Raw genomic sequence first — 16,416 nt, 5'->3', positions numbered from 1 at the left:
GCCTACACGAGGAGCTCGAGCCCGCGCGTGAAGAAATCGCGGGCGATCACGACCTCGTGCACCTCGTCCGGCCCGTCCGCGATGCGCGCGCTCCGCGCATACCGGTACCAGGCCGAGAACGGCACGTCTTCGCTGTAGCCGAGCCCGCCGTGCATCTGGATCGCGTCGTCGAGCACGTCGCAGAGAAGCCGCGCCACATGGAGCTTCGCCATCGACGAGTACGGCCGCGACTCCTTGTCGAGCCCCTTCTCCAGCATCGACGCGCAATGGTAGGTCATCAGGTTGCCCGCGTGGATCCCGAGCGCATGGTGCGCGATCTTCTGCTGGATGAGCTGGTGCTGCGCGAGCTTCTTGCCGAAGCTCTCGCGCGTCACGAGGTACTGCTTGCACATCGAGAGCGTGCGATCGGCGAGGCCGAGCCAGCGCATGCAATGGGTGAGGCGCGCCGGCACGAGCCTCTGCTGCGCGAGACGGAAGCCGTCACCCACGCCTTTGAGCACCGCGTCGTCGCTCACGCGCACGCCGTGGAACGCGATCTCGCCCTCGCGGTGATCGAGCAGCGGCTCGGACATCGTCGGGATGTCGCGCACGTACTCCACACCCGGGGCATTACGATCCACGAGGAACATCGTGGCCCCGCCCTTCGGATCGTCGCTCGTCCGCGCCATCACGATGAGGAACGACGCGTCCCGGCCGCCCGTCGAATACCACTTGCGTCCCGTGATCACCCAGCCGCTCCCGTCGCGCTCCGCGCGCGTGCGCAGATTCGAGGGATCCGCGCCGGCGCCGGGCGCGGGTTCGGTCATGCAAAACGCGCTCGTGATCACGCCGTCCGCGAGCGGGCGCAGGTACCGCTCCTTCATCGCCTCGGTGCCCACGCCGAGCAGGAGATCCATGTTCCCCTGGTTCGGCGCGTCGCAGTTGAACACCTTCGCGCCCACGGGCGAGCGGCCCATCTCGCGGAAGAGCGCGCACATGCCCATGATGCCGAGCCCGCGGCCGCCGTACGCCGGCGGCAAATGCGGCACCCACAGGCCCTCGGCCTTCGCCTCCGCTTGCAGACGCGACAACGTCTCGCGCGCTCCTGCGCGGTCTTCGGCCACGATCTTCGCCTCGTTCGGGACGACGCGCGCCTCGACGAACGCCCGCACCTTCTGCCGAAGCTCGGCGATTTCCGGCTCCAAATCGAAATTCATGCTCGCCTTCTCCGTTCGTGTCGCGTTTCGCCCGCGGCCTTGCGGCGCGCGCCGCTCGCTTCATACCATGCTCCATGAGCGTACGCGTCGAACGATCGGGCCCCGTCACCACCGTCATCCTCGACCGGCCGCTGAGCCGCAACGCCGTCGACCGCGCCACCGCCGAGGCGCTCGCCGACGCCTTCCGCGCCTTCGAGCGTGATCCGCACGCGTCCGTCGGCGTGCTGCACGGCGAGCACGGCACGTTCTGCGCCGGCGCGGATCTCAAGGCGATCGCCGCGGGCGCGCCGAACCGCGTCGACGCGGAGGGCGACGGGCCGATGGGCCCCACGCGAATGCTTTTGCCAAAGCCGGTGATCGCCTCCGTCGCGGGTCATGCCGTCGCCGGCGGGCTCGAGCTCGCGCTCTGGTGTGATTTGCGGATCGTCGAAGAGGACGCAGTCCTCGGCGTGTTTTGCCGTCGCTTCGGCGTACCGCTCATCGACGGCGGCACGGTCCGCTTGCCGCGCCTCATCGGGCTCGGCCGCGCGCTCGATCTCATCCTCACGGGCCGGCCGATCGACGCGGAGGAGGCTTTGCGCATCGGCCTCGCGAACCGCGTCGTCCCCAAGGGCCGCGCGCGCGAGGCGGCCGAGAAGCTCGCGCACGAGCTGGCCGCATTCCCGCAGCTCTGCATGCGCGGCGACCGCCTGAGCGCCTATGAGCAGTTCGATCTCCCCCTCGCGGAGGCATTACGCAACGAGCTCCGCCACGGCCTCAACGCATTGAGCGGAGAATCTTTCGAAGGCGCCACCCGCTTCACGCAGGGCGCCGGCCGTCACGGCGGCACGGTCAGCTAATCGTTGCGTGGGGGGTATGAGGCGCACAGCTCCGCTTGCGGAGCGGAGCCTCCATCGTCAACGAGGCGTCTCCCAATCATCGTCCGCTGAGATCCCGCCTTCATTCCACGTCCAAACGATCTTCTGGTACGTGAACGCGACCTCTTCCCGCTCGGGGAGCTGCGACGTGACCTTGCCGCGCGTGTTCGGCATCCGGTAGATGATCGAGCTGATGTTCGCGTTCTCGAGGCGCACCGTGAAGTGCTGCTTCTCGACGCCGGTTTTGTCCGGCGTGTAGAACTGAAGCTCGAAGCTTTTGATGTTCTCGTTGTTCGCGAGAACGCCGTAGAGCAGCGGCGACGATCGATCGAGGACCTTGGTCACGACGAACGGCTTGTGCACGCGTTTGCCCGTCGGACGGCCGCTGGCCGGGTCGCGTGGGCTCACGATCTCGTGCATGGCCGCGATGACCTGAATCGATCCTTCGCGTCCCTTTTGCGTCACCGAGCCCAGGATTGTGCCCTGTTTTTCCGCGACGATTCTCAAGTGCGCGTTCAGGGCCATGGGGGTTCCATCCAGCCTGGGCACCAATTCCCGAAGAGCTTACTCTGCCCCCGTCCTACGGACAAACGAAAACCGGGCGGCACGTTGGCCGCCCGGCTGATTTCGCTGGGCGTTAGCCCAACATCACATGAGGGGCGTCTCCCAGTCGTCCTCGGCCGTGATGCCACCCTCGGTCCACGTCCAGATGATCTTCTGGTACGTGAACGCGATCTCCTCGTACTCGGCGTACTTCATGAGATCGGGGTTCCGGTTGTTCGGCATGCGGAAGTTGACCGACGCGATGTTCGCGTTGATCAGGCGCACCGTGTAGTGGTTCACCTCGGTGCCCACGCCCTGCTGCGCCTTCACCTGCGGCGTGTAGTGCTTGAGCTCCCACTCCGAGATGTTCTCGTTGTTCACGAGCGCGCTGTAGAGCAGCGGCGACGACTTATCGAGCTCCTTCGTCACGATGAAGGGCTTGTGCATGCGCTTGCCGGTCGGCAGGCCGCTCGCCGGGTCGCGGGGGCTCATGATCTCGTGCGAGACCGCGATGACCATGATGCTGTTCTCGCGACCCTTCTGGGTCACGGAGCCCTTGATCTCGCCCTGCTTCTGCCCCTTCAGACGGAGATACGCATTGAGAGCCATGTTGACCTGACCTGTTCCTTCGTCGGCAATCTACCTGGACTCAGTCTACGCCCCATTGCGCGCTGGCAGATATCTCACCCCTCGGGAACGATGGTTCACCGGATTCGACCGTTGCCGAACCCGCGACCTCACGGGAGCCGAGAAGGTCACCGTGTGGTGGGTCCGTATGTTCGGTCTTTCTGCCCGGCCGTCAAGCATTTCTTCAATCGCCCCCTCTCCTCTTTTTGCCCGGCTCTCCCCCCGTCCGGCGCGCGTGCATGACAGGCGTAATATTTCCAGGACGACAAAACGAAAGCCGGCCACGCCCCCGCGTCGATCTCCTCGGATTTACAAAGGATCCAGGGAAAACGCAGGGGACGGACCGGCGTTCGTTGCAAAAGAATTGACGGGCGTGGGCCGGTTGTGCATCGGGGCCGATCGCCCCGCCGAACCGCAGGATCTAGAAGCCCGAGGCTTCCCCTTCGGCCCACGTCGCGGCCCACGACATCGACGCTGTCGAGCGCGAGAGGCCGTAGTTTCCACGCGGATCGATCGCGATCGCGCCGCCCGTGGATCCGATCCGGGTCCGCAAATGCTCGATCGAGCGGCGGACCGCCTCCTCCGCGGCGAGGCCCCCGCGCATGTGCTCGACGGCCGTGCGCGCGATGCAGAGGCGGATCATGCCCTCCCCGTGGCCCGTCGTGGACACCGCGCCGGCCTCGTCGTCGGCATACGTGCCCGCGCCGATGATCGGCGAGTCGCCGACGCGCCCGACGCGCTTGTTCACCATGCCGCCCGTGCTCGTCGCCGCCGCGAGCAGGCCATGGCCGTCGAGCGCCACCGCGCCGATCGTATTGCCCGCCCAACCCATCGGCGTCGCGCCCTCTCGCGCCGTCGCGAGCGCCTCGCGCGCCGCCTCCGTGACGAGCGCCTCGTCCCCGACCGGGACGAACCCACGCGCGCGGGCGAACCGCGCGGCGCCCTCGGACGCATAAAGCACGTGGCGACCATCGTCGAGCGCGGCCCGCGCGATCGAGATCGGGTTCGGAAAGCCGCGCAGATCGCACACCGCGCCGGCGGCGAGGCCGCGCCCCTCCATGATCGAAGCGTCGTGCGCGACGCGCCCCTCCTCGTCGAGGCATGCGCCCGTGCCCGCGTTGAAGAGCGTGTCGTCCTCGAGCACGCGCGCCGCGCGCTCCACGGCGTCGAGCGCGCTGCCGCCTTGCCGCAGCACCTCGAGGCCCGCGCGCGCGGCGCGGAGGCAGCCTTCGGCGTGTTTCGCGCGCCGCTCGGGTTTGACGTTGCCGGCGCCGCCGTGCACGACCACGCCGAACCGGCCCAGGAATCCGCCCTGCGATACGATCGGTTCGCTCATCGGGGAGGGGCGGCACGGTAGCGCGAGACGAGCGCATGCGCGAGCAGGACGAGCGGCGGCATGCACACGACGAACGCACGCGCGCGGCCCGCAGCGACGAGCTGAAACGCGGCGATCATGGCGACGACGAGGAGCGCGGCGAACGCGGCGCGGCCGGACGAACCCCCTTCCCGCGTGGCGACGAGCGGCGCGGCGACCGCGAGGATCACGAGCGCAATGCCGACGGCCGCGCGGCGCTCTCCGATCGGCGCTCCTGCAAAGGCCTCCGGAGATCTTGCAGCGACCTCGAGCACGCCGCCGGGCCCGAGCCTCGTGCCGCGGATCGCGTCGCGCATGCCCCCGTCCGGTTCGGCGATCCAGGCGCTCGGCGCCGCAGGTCTCGGGAAGAGTGGTTCGAGATCGGCGACCTCGGCGAGCACGAGCGCGGGCCCGATCGCCGCGACGATCGCCCCGCCGAGCACGGCCCCGCGCATCACGCGGAACGGGTCCGCGCCGAGCGCTTCGAGCGCGCGCGACTCCCCCCGCGCGCGTGCGATCCTCGCCGCCGCGAGCGCGCCGATCCCGCCCGCCGCCGGCGCGAGCGCCGCGCAGAGCGCCGCCCTTTTGGAAAAACCGCCGCCCTCGTCCGTCGCCGTCACCACGAGCAGCACGACGCACCCGACGAGCGCGGCGATCCCGAGCGCGCGGCGCGCGAGGTTCCTGTCGTAGGCCGAGATCATCAGGGCGGCGCGGAGGTTCGCTCGGCCAAGAGCACGTACGTCATCGTGCACGGCAGCGCGGCGAAGGTCGGCGCCGGGCCCGTCACGAGATCCCCGCAGTCCGAGCCTTGCGACGGCGTGAACGTATACGCGAGCTCGCCCGAAAAACCCCCCGCGTCCTCGTCGAGCAGCCCCTCGGCGCGATCGCCGCGCACGATCGTGCAGGGCGGCAAGTTGCTCGGCATCTGGCCCGCGCGCATGTCGACGACGAGGCTCGTATCGAAGGAAAAACGTCGTTCGTCGGAGCCGAGCGTCCCCGGGGTGACCTCGGCGCCGCTGTCCCAGTAAAGAACGCCGTCGCCGCGCGAGAGGCGCACCTCGAACTCCCACGTCGCGGGCGAGCCGAGCGCGCCCTCGCCGCACGTCGTCGTCTCGCGCGTGGCCGAGACCTCGTACGTGCCGAGCAGCTCGCCGGGATGATGGGGATCGACCTTGCCGTCGCCGCAGCCGGCGAGGAGCGCCCCGGCGAGGCCGGCGAGGAGAGTTTTTCCAACGGAGAGAGACATCGCCGTGAGCGTGGCGCGCCGCGCGCGCGGCGAACAAAAAAAGAGCGGGCCAGGGGTCTTACCCCAGGCCCGCTCAGGCCCCACATCCCTGGCCTGGATACCGCGTCGACTCCCGTCGATGTCGAGATCCAGGCGGAGGCCAACTCTGACCCGGCCCGCCGGTGAAGAGGCGCAACCTAGGGCGCCTCCATGCCGGAGGACCTGATGCCGCGCGACGTGTTACGCCGCTACGAGCACCTCGTGATGGTCAGTAGCCCGAAGCCTCCGGGTTAGAGCCACGGGTATTCTGCATGGTGACCATCCCTCCTCCGGCTTGCCGGCACCCCGTTGCCGAGCCTGCGCTCGCGCGCTCGGCAGGCGTGGGTGTTCGTTCGATGCATCGACGTGCTCGAGGCGCGACGATGTGGTTTCGTACCGACGCCAGGGTGCTCCCCAGCAGGACCAATCCCGGACGTGAATCCCTCCGGTACTGCTTCGACCCTACCATCTCAGCGTCCGCGGCGCAAACCGCGAATGGCGAGAAAACCAGGCGTTCGAGCGCTGCTTTGATGCTCTCTCGTGTCGACGCTCTACGCACCGGGCGACGGGTCGGTCGGCTCGAAGCTCGCGACGCCCGCGCTGCCCTGACCTTGCCGCACACGCGACAGCACCGCGTCGAGGAACGACTTCGGATGCACGCCGCTGCGCACGATGCGACGGCGCTGCGGGAGCGTGACCGACTCGACCGCGAGCGACGTCGCCGTGCCACGCCCGTACGAGGCGAGCGTGACGACCGCCGTCACCTTCGTCGCGTCGTGCGTGCGGCAGATCGTCACCGTGCGCCGCACTTGCACGTCGTCCTCGGACCAGCGCGCGAGCCAGTCGTCGGTCATCGCGTCGGGCTCGACGATCACGAGCCGCGCGGGCATCGCCACGGCCGGATCTTCGGCGGCCGAGAGCGCCTCGCGAAAGCCGAGCACGAGCCTGCAGGGCAGCGGCCCCTCGGCGTCGCCCGACAAGAGCACGAAGCCCATCTCCCCTTCCTCGCGTTCGCCGCGACCCGATCGCTCGACCCGCGACGGCGGGCTCTGATCACCGCGCGTCGACGGCTTGCCGCTGCCCCCAGGCACCACCGCGAAGAATGGCGAAATCACTTTCGTGACCACGGTCCGACGATACACGAGCCAGACACCGGAGCGCGCGGGATTTCGTGCGTGTTCCACGCCTCTTTCGCCTCCGCCCGAGGCGGGAAGGCGGGCCCTTCCAGGTTCTCCTCGGGGGCCTCCGGCGAGCGCTCCGGCCCTGTCCGCTCCTCCCCTCGGGCGCCTCCCGACGACGCTGCGAAACGCCGTTTGCGGCGGGCGATCGTGGGCGGCTGACGCGCTGCGTGAAACGACGTGGCTCATCGCACTAGGCAATCGGCCAAGGTCCGCCTAAGGTGTCGCCGAACGTCCGGCCCGCTCTCGCCGTCTGCCGTCCTTGGCGGCGCGCGCGGACCTCCTTTCGCACGAAGCGTCGAATGAAGCAGCTCAGCATCCCGCAGATATTTCTGCTCGTCCTCGTCAGTGCCCTCTACTTCTTCCTTCTGTGGTTCGTGGACCGGTCCATCGACGAGCGCGTGCGCGTCTGGTTCCGGTACCTGGCGGTGATCGGCACGACCGCGCTCGCCGCGTTCGGGATCACGAAGCTCACCGACGACCACGCCCGCACCGTCGACATCATGAAGGCGGCGCTCGCCATCGGGGCGGCGGGCTGCGTCTTCTACGAGCAGCACCGCGCTGCGATGAAGCGCCCGGTCTCCGAGCGCTGGAAGAAGTACATCGGCGTGACGCTCGCCGTCGCGGCCATCGTGGCTTACTTCAACGGGTTCCGCTTCGGATACCCGCAGTATTACCACCGATGGGACCAATTCCATTATTACATGGGGGCCAAGTACTTCAAAGAAATGGGGTACGACGGCCTCTACAAGTGTTCGCTCATCGCGCAGGACGAGCTCGGCGTCGTCAATTACAAGCACACGGACGGCCGGGTCGAGCGCATCGACATGACGAAGGAGGTGCGCCACCCGGACAAGAAGATCCGGAACCTCGGCGGCGACAACCTCCTCGTGCCCGCCGCGCAGTTCCTCGAGAACCCCGGCGAGACGTGCAAGAACCATTTCCCGCCGGAGCGCTGGGAGAAGTTCAAGGAAGACGTGAAGTTCTTCCGGGCCGTCTCGGGCAAGGGTTACTGGGAGGACATGCAGAAGGACCACGGGTACAACCCGCCGCCCGTGTGGACCATCATGGGCCGGTTCTTCGCGGAATTGCAGCCGGCCAGCGTGTGGTACTGCCAGCTCCTCTCGGCCCTCGACATCGTATACACGCTGGCCATGTTCGTCGCTCTGTGGTGGGCGTTCGGATGGCGCGTCTTCGCGGTGGGAGCGATCTTCTGGGGCTGCCAGTCGTCCGCGCCGTTCTATTGGACCGGCGGCGCGTTCTTGCGGCAGGACTGGCTCTTCTTCCTCGTCCTCTCGGTCTGCCTCCTCCGGAAGAAATACCCGAAGCTCGCGGGCGCCTCGCTCGTGTATGCCGGGCTCCTGCGTATCTTCCCCGGCCTCTGCGTGGTCGGCCTGCTCGTGACCGTGGGCTGGACGATCGTGCGCAAGCGCAAGATGACCGGCGAGCAGGTGCAAATGCTCCTCGGCGGCACGGCCGCGGCGGCGGTGCTCATTCCGCTCAGCCTCGCGGTCTCCGGCCCGCGCTCGTATCACGATTTCTACAAGCACACGCTCGAGGTGCACGACCAGACCCCGCTCACGAACCACATGGGCCTGCGCGTCATCATCGCGCACGACATGAAGGCGCAGGCGATCTCGCAGATCGGCGAGGCGCTCACGCCCATTTCGGAGCGGCTCAAGGCCCGGGGCCTCATGAGCCCGGACACGGTCCAGAAGATCAGCGACGTGTTCCATTACAAGGAGGCCGCGAGCAAGGCCTCCGGGCGCATGAAGTTCACGAAGGACGTCAAGCTCATCGACCCCTTCGAGACCTGGAAGAACATGCGCAACGAGCGGTACAAGAAGTACAAGATCGTCGCGTACCTGATCATCGGCCTCACGCTCGCGCTGAGCATCTACGTGCAGCGCCGGATCAAGAACCTCTGGGTCGCGCAGTGCCTCGGGCAGATCTGGATGATCCTCCTGTCCCAGCTCACCTGCTATTACTACTCGTTCATGATCCTCACCGCGCCGCTCACGAAGGTGCGGAGGGATTTCGAGGCCCCGCTCTTCGGCCTCGCGGCGCTGAGCCAGTTCGTGTGGATCAGCTCTTACTGGAACGACGACAAATACACCGCGCTCACCCTGATCTCGCTCGCCTTCTGCCTCGGCCTCTTCCTCGCGCTCATGCCGAAGACGCTGGAGCCGAAGATCGTCCCCCTCCAAGACGAGCCCGACGCGACGCCCCCTGCCAAGGCCTGACGGATTCATCGCCATGAGCACGAACGACACGATCGACACGCCCCCGCCCGCCGAAACCGAGGCCGCTCCGGCGCCGAAGATGCGCAGCGAGCCCATTCTGCGGGGGCCGAACGAAGAGAAATCCCTCGGCGCATTTCGCAAGGTGCCGCGGACGGGCGTGATCTACGTGATGGGCGAGGCCACGAAGCACGGCTATCGCCCGGGCGTGGACGCGGGCGAAGACGCCTGGTGCAACCTCGGCCAGGGCCAGCCCGAGACCGGCCCGCTGCCGGGCGCGCCGCCGCGCTGCGAGGCCGTGACGATCGCCGGCGACGATCAAGAATACGCGCCCGTCGCCGGCCTGTGGGAATTGCGCGAGGCCATCGCCGATTTCTACAATCGCGCCTACCGGCGGGGCATGCCCTCGCGGTACAGCGCCGAGAACGTGAGCGTCTCGGGCGGCGGGCGCGCCTCGCTCACGCGCGCGGCCGCGGCCCTCGGCCAGATCAACCTCGGCCATTTCCTCCCCGATTACACGGCGTACGAGGAGCTGCTCGACGTCTTCCGCCTCTTCTCGCCCATTCCGATCCTCCTCGAGAGCGAGCGCGGGTATGCGTTCTCGGTCGGCGATCTCCGGCGGGAGATCCAGGGCCGCGGCCTCGGCGCGATCCTCACGTCGAACCCGTGCAATCCGACGGGCAAGCACGTCCGGGGCGAGGAGCTCGCCGCGTGGGTCGGCACCGCGCGCGACCTCGATTGCACGATGCTCTTCGACGAGTTCTACTCGCATTACGTCTACGGCCTCGGCGGGCCGGCGCCGATGGAGAGCGCGGCGCGGTACGTGGAGGACGTCGATCAGGATCCGGTCGTCATTTTCGATGGATTGACCAAGAACTGGCGATACCCGGGCTGGCGCGTGACCTGGACCGTGGGCCCGCGCGAGGTGATCGACGCGGTGGCGAGCGCGGGCAGCTTCCTCGACGGCGGCGGCTCGAAGCCGATGCAACGCGCGGCCGTGCCCCTGCTCGACATGGAGCACGTGCGGGCCGAGACGGCGGCCATTCAGCGGACGTTCTCGAAGAAGCGCGACCTCATGCTGGAGGGCCTCCGGAAGCTCGGGATCCAGGTCGACGTGGCGCCCGAGGGGACGTTTTATTGCTTCGGCTCGGTCGCGGATCTGCCGCCGGGCCTGAACGACGGGCACTCGTTTTTCCGGGCCGCCCTCGAGCATCGCGTGATCGTGGTGCCGGGCGAGTTCTTCGACGTGAACCCGGGCAAACGAAGGGCGCATCGGGCCTCGCGGTTCCGGCACCACGTGCGATTCTCGTTCGGCCCCGGCGAGGAGTCGCTGACGCGCGCGCTCGGCCGGCTCGAAAAGATGATCAAGAGCCACGCGTGACGCGGAGCGCCCGTTCGAGTGTGGCGTCGTCGAGCTCCTCCTCGGCGGCACGCTCGAGCGCGGCGCGGAGCTCGTCGTCGGCGCTCGTCTCGGCGGCGATACGAATGCGCGGCGCCGCCTCGGGCGCGGCCACACGCAGGAGCATCGCGGCTCCGAGCCTGCGGTCCCGATCCTCGGCAGGATCTTCGAGCACGGCGAGCAGCGCGTCCTCCGTGATCATCGCGTTTCGATAATCGCCGCCCTGGATCAGCCCGGTCAGGGCGTTCCGCCATTCGGCGAGGCTCCTGCCTTTTCGATCCAAAAGCTCGCGGACGCGCGTTTGCAAGGCGCTGGCCCCTCCTGCCGCGCGCGCCTCCTCGATCCGGCTTGCCGCCGCGGTGACGAGCTCGGGCTCCCCTTTCAGCTGCAGCGTGGCGTCATCCGGTTTTTTCGGGAACAACCGCAATCGATCCCCGTCCACCTCCAGGTGATCGAGGGACGAATACGGAAAGTATGTCTTCGAGAACGGGCGTCGCACGAGCACGCCGTCCGTGCCCACGACGATCTCGGGGGGCTTCCCCGCGCGCACGGTGAGCAGGGTCGACGCCGCCGTGCCCATCACGAGCGCAAAGCCGAGCACGCGGCCCTCCAGGTGGGCGATATCGAGCATGAAGATGAACAGGCCGACCACGAAAAAGCTGACGGCAAGCCCCACGCATCCAGCCGTCACCATTCGTTGCGACGAGGCCAGCCGGATCGTGACGCGGCGCTCGCCCGCGGCGAAGCCGAGCGCATCCACCGCGGCGCGCGCATGCTCCTCGTCCAGCAGGTGGATCGTGAGGACATTGCCTCCCACGAGGTGCACTTCGATGCCGTCGCTCGGGTCGCATTGGACCAAGGCGTCCGTGATCTCGCTGCGCGCGATGCGCCGCTCGTATTCCTTGTTGCGGAACGAGATTCCGCTCGGACCGAGCTCCATCCGGGTGAGTTCACGCCAGCCGAACCTCGTGGGCCGCGCGATCGTACCACTGACGACGACCAGGGCGGGGCAGAGCAAAAGAAAGTAGATCCACGAGGAAGCGAGGACGCGCGCGACCTCCAGGAACCACACGATGGGAAGGACGTCGAACAACGCCTGGAGCGTCAGGGCGACGATGGGCGGCGCGAACGCCGATACGAAAGCCGCCCAGCCGAACCATCGCGCGAGCTGCAACCTGCGCTCGTACACGGTGACGCCCTTGAAGACCACGGGCGGGCGCGCATCGCTCATCGCCTTTCGCCCTCCTACCGCCGCGAAAGGAGCCCCAGACGCCCGAGCATGCGCCCCACGGCGCGGAAGGCGTCTGCCCGGCCAAACTGGAGCAGGTGGCCGCCATGGAACGTCTCGAGCGGCGCATTGAAATGCGCGGCGAGCCGGCGCGCGTGATCCACGGGGGTGATCTTGTCCTCGCTCGCCGCGAGGACGAGCACCCGATCCGAAGAGACCCGCGAGGGCCGCGCGAACGGGCTCACGACGTGGTGCACGGCGTCGAGCTCCTCGTACTGGCGGCGCTGCTCCTCGGGGCTGCCCACGAACCGCCCCGCCGACCGCGCGACGTCGGCAATCGAAGCGAGCGGAATGATCGGGACCGCGAAGGCGACGTGATCATCGACGGTCGAAAGCAAGCTCGTCGAATATCCGCCGAGGCTCATGCCCATGACGCCCACGGCCTCGGAGCCGCGATCCCGCAGGAACGAGACGAGCGCGCGCAGATCGAGCACGGTCTGACGGAAGCCTTCGTTCGTGACGCGCGGATCACTGCCGGGAAAACGCGGCGACGCTTCGTGCGAGCGAACGGCGTGGAATGGCAGCACGAAAAGCGCGACGTCGAGGCCGCGATCGTAGAGCCATTGCACGGGCCAGATCCGCTCTTCGAGGCGATACTGGCCGCAACGGTATCCGTGAATCAGAATGGCCGCCGGCCGCGCAGGCCCCGCATGCAGAAAGAGGCGCGCCGCCGCCGTGGCATTCGCCTCGTGCGAGAGATACCGTTCGCGGACGTCCGCGGCGAGCGGCGTGAACCCGCTCGGCCACGTCAGATCCAGCACCGTGCCGGGCTCGGTCCCGCCCATCGGTCGCACGCGCGTGATGGACGGCGTGATCGGCGCGGGTGTCGGGAAAAACCCCCGATCGTAATGCTCGGGCCGGTCGTAGATGCGCCGGAGCTCGGCGAGCGCTTCCATGCGCGCTGCGTGGCCGAGCGCCTCGGGATCCGGCTGCCCCTTGGGCCGGCTGCGCCGGAGGAGCAAGGCCCCGCCCACGGCGGTATCGAAACGCGAGGCCGCCGTGCTGAGAAGGCTGCGTATCACGAGCCGTTCTTACCATGGAAAGCGCCCCCGACGGAAGCCTCGGGCGGACGTCGGCCATTGACGCACGATGTCGAATGACGCAAACAGCGAGCTTCATGCGCGACGAACCCGCCACCGTGACCGTGTCGATGGACCTGCCCTCTTCGCTGATCTTCCAGCGCCTCCGCGCGCTCGGACGCGTCCTCGGGCTGCGCATCACGCTCGGCGGCCGGACGCTCGATCTCTCCCTCGAGACCTGGGCCTCCGAGCGCACGCCGTCGTGGTCGGCCGGTGACGTCGAGCGTCCGGAGACGCTGAACTTCCGCACACGGAAGCTCGAAGTGGGCGGGCTCCTGTGTCCGAAGCTCTTCGGGGACCCGCCAGATCTCCGCCGATACGCGCACATCGCGATGGTCGATCCCGTGGTCCCCTGGCCCGCGCGGCGATTGCTGGCGCCGCTCCTCGATATGACCGAGCAGGAGCTCTTCGAGCTTTGCTCCAAGGACCCCGCCGCGCTGCTCGCGCGCGTCGGCGAGGCCGAGGCCGCGGGGCGGCGGGTCAATGGTTGGTCCCCAAACGAGCTCGTCTGGTGGTCGATCCCCGTGATCGCCGCCCCCTTGCGCGCGGCGACCGTGAAGGAGTCCCTGGTCCTCGCGAGCTTCGGCCGCACGCTCAACGACGCATACCGGCGTATCGTGAACCGGAGAAACCGTCTCCGTCGATTGAAGGAGCTCGACGCGCCGGCCGTCATCGTGGAAAACGAGCGCCAAATGGCGATCGAGGCGGTCGACCAGCTCCTCGCGAACTCCGATCTCGAAAAACCCTACGCGCACAAGGACGACGACGACGGCGAGTCGACGCCGATGCTGGACGCGACCAGGCTGTTCCTCTCCGCGCTCAACCCCGCGCTCGTGGAGGTCGTCCGGAAAAACCCGGGCGGCGGCGGTTGGATCACGAAGGCAGCCAGCCTGCGCGACGCGCGGGGCGGCACGGGGCCACGCCTCTCCGCATTGTGGAGCCTCGCGGCCGAACGCCGAGAGGAGCCGTTCGGGGAGGAAGGCATGAAGGTGCTCGTATTCTCGGGGCTCGAGGATCTCGAGCCATCGAAGTGATCTCGGCGGAAGCGGGGTGAGTCGAACACCATGCCAATGGCACGCACCGAGTAGCAAACGGGCTCGGCCCCACGGCCGATTCTCGCTTCCAGATACAATCGGCGGAAGACGGAGGACTCGAACCCCACACCCGTAGGTGCCCACTGTTTTCGAAACAGGTCTGATCCCTGATCAGTTCGTCTTCCAGAATGGTAGAGAGCAGAGGAGTCGAACCCCGCAGCGAGGCTGCCCTCCGTGTTCAAAACGGCGCCGGGTCCACACCCGGAATGCTCTCCACGGCGGAAGAAGGAGGACTCGAACCTCACGCCCGCAAAAGGCGCGCACTGTTTTCCAAACAGGCCTGGTCCCTGACCAGATCTTCTTCCAGATCCCCCTCTCGGCGCCGCAGCGCCGCGGGGGGGTGATGTTAGAGGGTTGGATGGTCATGCTCAGAACCGGCGCCCAGGGCGTCCTCGATCCGCGAGCAACCGCGCCGAGTCGGGCTCATTGGAAGCCGGCGCCGCGCTCATCGAGCGCGCGCCTGCCGGCGACGAAGCCCCGTTCGCCTCGACGATCCGCGAGGCGATCGCGAGCAACAGGACACCAACGAGCACGACTGCAGCGACGGCTGCAGACTCCATGGGCAAACGAATCCGAACGCCCTCGAATTGATTCGTATCGAGCGTCACGAGTATCTCCTCCGTGAGGGTTGGTCAAAAAAGGTCCCGCGGGCGCGCTTCGCCCGGGGCAGCGCCCCGGGGAAGCGGCTCCAGATGAGACCCGGGCTCAGCCGCGAAACGCGGGAAGAACCTCAGCTTGCAGCGCAGTAATGCACCCAGATGTCGGGGATCCTGCGAGCGCCGAGCCGGATGACGGGGGCCGCGGGCAACCACCGGGGCTTCTCGGGCTTCTTCAGAAGCTTCATGCCCGCCTGCTCCGGGGTGCGACCGCGCTTCTTCGCATTGCAGCTCTGGCAAGACGCGACGATGTTCTCCCAGACCGTCCGGCCACCCTGCACGCGCGGCAGGACGTGGTCGTACGTGAGCTCGCCCGCGTCCTTCTGGACGCCGCAGTACTGGCAGCGAAAGTCGTCACGCACGAACACGTTCGTGCGGGAGAACTTGACGCCACGCTTGTGCGAATTCCCATGGCGCTTGAGCCGGACGACGGCCGGCGCGCGAATGGTCATCGTGGGCGAACGAATTTCGTCGTCGTACGTCTCGAGCACCTCCACCTTACCCAGAAAGCTCAGGGTCACGGCGGTCTGCCAGGAGATGACCTGATGTGGCACCATCCAGGGCGTGAGCAGCAATGTTTGCGCGGTCATGATCCACCTCTCCGTCTACCTCTTCTTCTTCATCGCTTTCTCCAACTGCAGATGTCCGGTGCTCGGAGGGGGATTCGAACCCCCAATCGACCAGGTTTGAGCTGGCCACGTTTGCCATTTCGTCACCCGAGCAGCGGGATGCTGGTGTCGTCGGTGGGACTCGAACCCACACGCCCTTGCGGGCACAGGACCTCAGCCTGTCACGTATGCCATTCCGTCACGACGACATGAGTGTCCACGGAGGGAATCGAACCCTCAATGCCTCTCGGCACGGTATCTGAGACCGCTGCGTTTGCCAGTTTCGCCACATGGACATTTTTGTGGAGGGGGAGCCCTCGATGGGGCTCCCCCTACGCCCCTCACTCCACTTCGTTTCGTTCGGGACTACCCCGGTGTATGGCTGCTGTCTCTCCTGGAGGGACAGCGCCATGAACCAGGATGGTCTGGGTGGAGGGATTCGAACCCCCAATCCCCGGCTCCCGACGCCGGTGCTCTAGCCAGATTGAGCCACACCCAGATGATTCGCGTGCAAGTCTGGGTGGAGGGATTCGAACCCTCAGTCTCCGGCTCCCAAAGCCGGCGCTCTACCAGATTGAGCCACACCCAGATGGTGTCATCGGTGGGAGTCGAACCCACACGCCCTTGCGAGCACAGGATCTCAGCCTGCTACGTATGCCATTCCGCCACGATGACATGAGTATCCACGGAGGGATTCGAACCCCCAAGAAACGGTTTCTAAGACCGCTGCGTTTGCCCGTTACGCCACGTGGACATGGTCTGGGTGGGGGGATTCGAACCCCCGGTCTCCGGCACCCCGAGCCGGCGCTCTACCAGGTTGAGCCACACCCAGATGAATTCGGACATACCCTCGCCAGGAGTCGAACCTGGAACGTCGAGCTTCGGAGGCTCGCGCCTGCAATGCCGGCAGGACGAGGGCATGGTCTCCCTGCGAGGAGTCGAACCTCGCCAGTCGGCTTCGTAGACCGACGCCTGGCCGCCAGGACAGGGAGAAGAAAGAGGGGGCGAGTCAGCAGCTCACCCCCTCGGCGTA

The 16,416-nt window shown here is 67.5% G+C and carries 15 protein-coding genes and 11 tRNA genes; 4 read left to right on the top strand and 22 right to left on the bottom strand.

The genetic code is table 11. The features are described 5' to 3' along the window. Nucleotides 1-2 precede the first annotated feature (2 nt). Nucleotides 3-1,196, bottom strand: a complete 1,194-nt coding sequence (locus QHF84_RS41665; protein WP_281319131.1) for an acyl-CoA dehydrogenase family protein — start codon at nucleotides 1,194-1,196, stop codon at nucleotides 3-5. A gap of 74 nt (nucleotides 1,197-1,270) precedes the next feature. Between QHF84_RS41665 and QHF84_RS41660 the strand changes: the two genes are divergently transcribed. Continuing rightward, nucleotides 1,271-2,035: a crotonase/enoyl-CoA hydratase family protein gene (locus QHF84_RS41660; RefSeq protein WP_281319130.1), complete on the top strand. Its 765-nt coding sequence runs from the start codon at nucleotides 1,271-1,273 to the stop codon at nucleotides 2,033-2,035. A 57-nt stretch (nucleotides 2,036-2,092) separates the two neighbouring features. Here the strand turns inward: QHF84_RS41660 and tssD are convergent, their stop codons facing one another. The 6 genes from tssD to QHF84_RS41630 form a co-directional block, all read right to left on the bottom strand. Further along, a complete protein-coding gene (gene tssD, locus QHF84_RS41655; protein ID WP_281319129.1) occupies nucleotides 2,093-2,578 on the bottom strand; it encodes a type VI secretion system tube protein TssD in 486 nt (161 codons plus the stop codon). A gap of 123 nt (nucleotides 2,579-2,701) precedes the next feature. After that, complete coding sequence (locus QHF84_RS41650; protein WP_281319128.1) at nucleotides 2,702-3,205, bottom strand: Hcp family type VI secretion system effector; 504 nt, start codon at nucleotides 3,203-3,205, stop codon at nucleotides 2,702-2,704. Between the two features lie 439 nt (nucleotides 3,206-3,644). Then, entirely contained in the window at nucleotides 3,645-4,559 is a 915-nt protein-coding gene (locus tag QHF84_RS41645; RefSeq protein ID WP_281319127.1) for an isoaspartyl peptidase/L-asparaginase, read from the bottom strand. Beyond that, nucleotides 4,556-5,278 carry a hypothetical protein gene (locus QHF84_RS41640; protein ID WP_281319126.1) on the bottom strand — a complete coding sequence of 241 codons (723 nt, stop codon included), beginning with the start codon at nucleotides 5,276-5,278 and terminating at the stop codon, nucleotides 4,556-4,558. Before QHF84_RS41640 ends, QHF84_RS41645 begins: the two co-directional genes overlap by 4 nt. Beyond that, a complete protein-coding gene (locus tag QHF84_RS41635; protein ID WP_281319125.1) occupies nucleotides 5,278-5,823 on the bottom strand; it encodes a hypothetical protein in 546 nt (181 codons plus the stop codon). Before QHF84_RS41635 ends, QHF84_RS41640 begins: the two co-directional genes overlap by 1 nt. A gap of 569 nt (nucleotides 5,824-6,392) precedes the next feature. After that, nucleotides 6,393-6,968: a hypothetical protein gene (locus QHF84_RS41630; protein ID WP_281319124.1), complete on the bottom strand. Its 576-nt coding sequence runs from the start codon at nucleotides 6,966-6,968 to the stop codon at nucleotides 6,393-6,395. Nucleotides 6,969-7,321: 353 nt separating this feature from the next. On the opposite strand from QHF84_RS41630, the gene QHF84_RS41625 reads away from it, so the two are divergent. After that, on the top strand, nucleotides 7,322-9,262 hold the full coding sequence (locus QHF84_RS41625; RefSeq protein ID WP_281319123.1) for a hypothetical protein: 1,941 nt from the start codon (nucleotides 7,322-7,324) through the stop codon (nucleotides 9,260-9,262). A gap of 79 nt (nucleotides 9,263-9,341) precedes the next feature. After that, nucleotides 9,342-10,640 carry a pyridoxal phosphate-dependent aminotransferase gene (locus QHF84_RS41620; RefSeq protein ID WP_348652922.1) on the top strand — a complete coding sequence of 433 codons (1,299 nt, stop codon included), beginning with the start codon at nucleotides 9,342-9,344 and terminating at the stop codon, nucleotides 10,638-10,640. Here QHF84_RS41620 and QHF84_RS41615 read toward each other — a convergent pair. After that, the gene (locus tag QHF84_RS41615; protein WP_281319121.1) at nucleotides 10,624-11,889 is read right to left on the bottom strand and encodes a hypothetical protein; all 1,266 of its coding nucleotides are present in this window, start codon (nucleotides 11,887-11,889) and stop codon (nucleotides 10,624-10,626) included. The genes QHF84_RS41620 and QHF84_RS41615 overlap by 17 nt on opposite strands. A 14-nt stretch (nucleotides 11,890-11,903) precedes the next feature. Beyond that, nucleotides 11,904-12,968: a hypothetical protein gene (locus tag QHF84_RS41610; RefSeq protein WP_281319120.1), complete on the bottom strand. Its 1,065-nt coding sequence runs from the start codon at nucleotides 12,966-12,968 to the stop codon at nucleotides 11,904-11,906. 95 nt (nucleotides 12,969-13,063) lie between these two features. Here QHF84_RS41610 and QHF84_RS41605 point away from each other — a divergent pair, with 95 nt between their 5' ends. Then, nucleotides 13,064-14,059 carry a hypothetical protein gene (locus QHF84_RS41605; protein ID WP_281319142.1) on the top strand — a complete coding sequence of 332 codons (996 nt, stop codon included), beginning with the start codon at nucleotides 13,064-13,066 and terminating at the stop codon, nucleotides 14,057-14,059. A gap of 102 nt (nucleotides 14,060-14,161) precedes the next feature. Here the strand turns inward: QHF84_RS41605 and QHF84_RS41600 are convergent. The 13 genes from QHF84_RS41600 to QHF84_RS41540 all read right to left on the bottom strand — a co-directional run bounded on the left by QHF84_RS41600 (nucleotide 14,162) and on the right by QHF84_RS41540 (nucleotide 16,375). Then, a tRNA-Ser gene (locus tag QHF84_RS41600) sits at nucleotides 14,162-14,244 on the bottom strand. Between the two features lie 94 nt (nucleotides 14,245-14,338). After that, nucleotides 14,339-14,424: transfer RNA gene (locus QHF84_RS41595), tRNA-Ser, on the bottom strand. Between the two features lie 63 nt (nucleotides 14,425-14,487). Continuing rightward, a complete protein-coding gene (locus QHF84_RS41590; RefSeq protein ID WP_281319119.1) occupies nucleotides 14,488-14,727 on the bottom strand; it encodes a hypothetical protein in 240 nt (79 codons plus the stop codon). A 122-nt stretch (nucleotides 14,728-14,849) separates the two neighbouring features. After that, a complete protein-coding gene (locus QHF84_RS41585; protein ID WP_272426726.1) occupies nucleotides 14,850-15,365 on the bottom strand; it encodes an HNH endonuclease in 516 nt (171 codons plus the stop codon). Nucleotides 15,366-15,424: 59 nt separating this feature from the next. Further along, nucleotides 15,425-15,497, bottom strand: a tRNA-Leu gene (locus QHF84_RS41580). Nucleotides 15,498-15,507: 10 nt separating this feature from the next. Then, nucleotides 15,508-15,592: transfer RNA gene (locus QHF84_RS41575), tRNA-Leu, on the bottom strand. Nucleotides 15,593-15,597: 5 nt separating this feature from the next. After that, a tRNA-Leu gene (locus QHF84_RS41570) sits at nucleotides 15,598-15,679 on the bottom strand. A 125-nt stretch (nucleotides 15,680-15,804) separates the two neighbouring features. Beyond that, a tRNA-Pro gene (locus QHF84_RS41565) sits at nucleotides 15,805-15,882 on the bottom strand. A gap of 16 nt (nucleotides 15,883-15,898) precedes the next feature. Further along, nucleotides 15,899-15,972 (bottom strand) — tRNA-Pro (locus tag QHF84_RS41560). A 1-nt stretch (nucleotide 15,973) separates the two neighbouring features. Further along, nucleotides 15,974-16,058 (bottom strand) — tRNA-Leu (locus QHF84_RS41555). A gap of 5 nt (nucleotides 16,059-16,063) precedes the next feature. Next, nucleotides 16,064-16,137 (bottom strand) — tRNA-Leu (locus QHF84_RS41550). A 1-nt stretch (nucleotide 16,138) separates the two neighbouring features. Continuing rightward, nucleotides 16,139-16,215 (bottom strand) — tRNA-Pro (locus QHF84_RS41545). Nucleotides 16,216-16,303: 88 nt separating this feature from the next. Then, nucleotides 16,304-16,375, bottom strand: a tRNA-Arg gene (locus tag QHF84_RS41540). Nucleotides 16,376-16,416 lie beyond the last annotated feature (41 nt).

Origin of the sequence: Polyangium sp. y55x31 (assembly GCF_029946505.1) — a bacterium.
In the GTDB taxonomy this organism is placed as follows: Bacteria; Myxococcota_A; Polyangia; order Polyangiales; family Polyangiaceae; genus Polyangium.
Note: the sequence above shows the minus strand (reverse complement) of the source record. Positions and strands in the feature narration are given on the sequence as shown.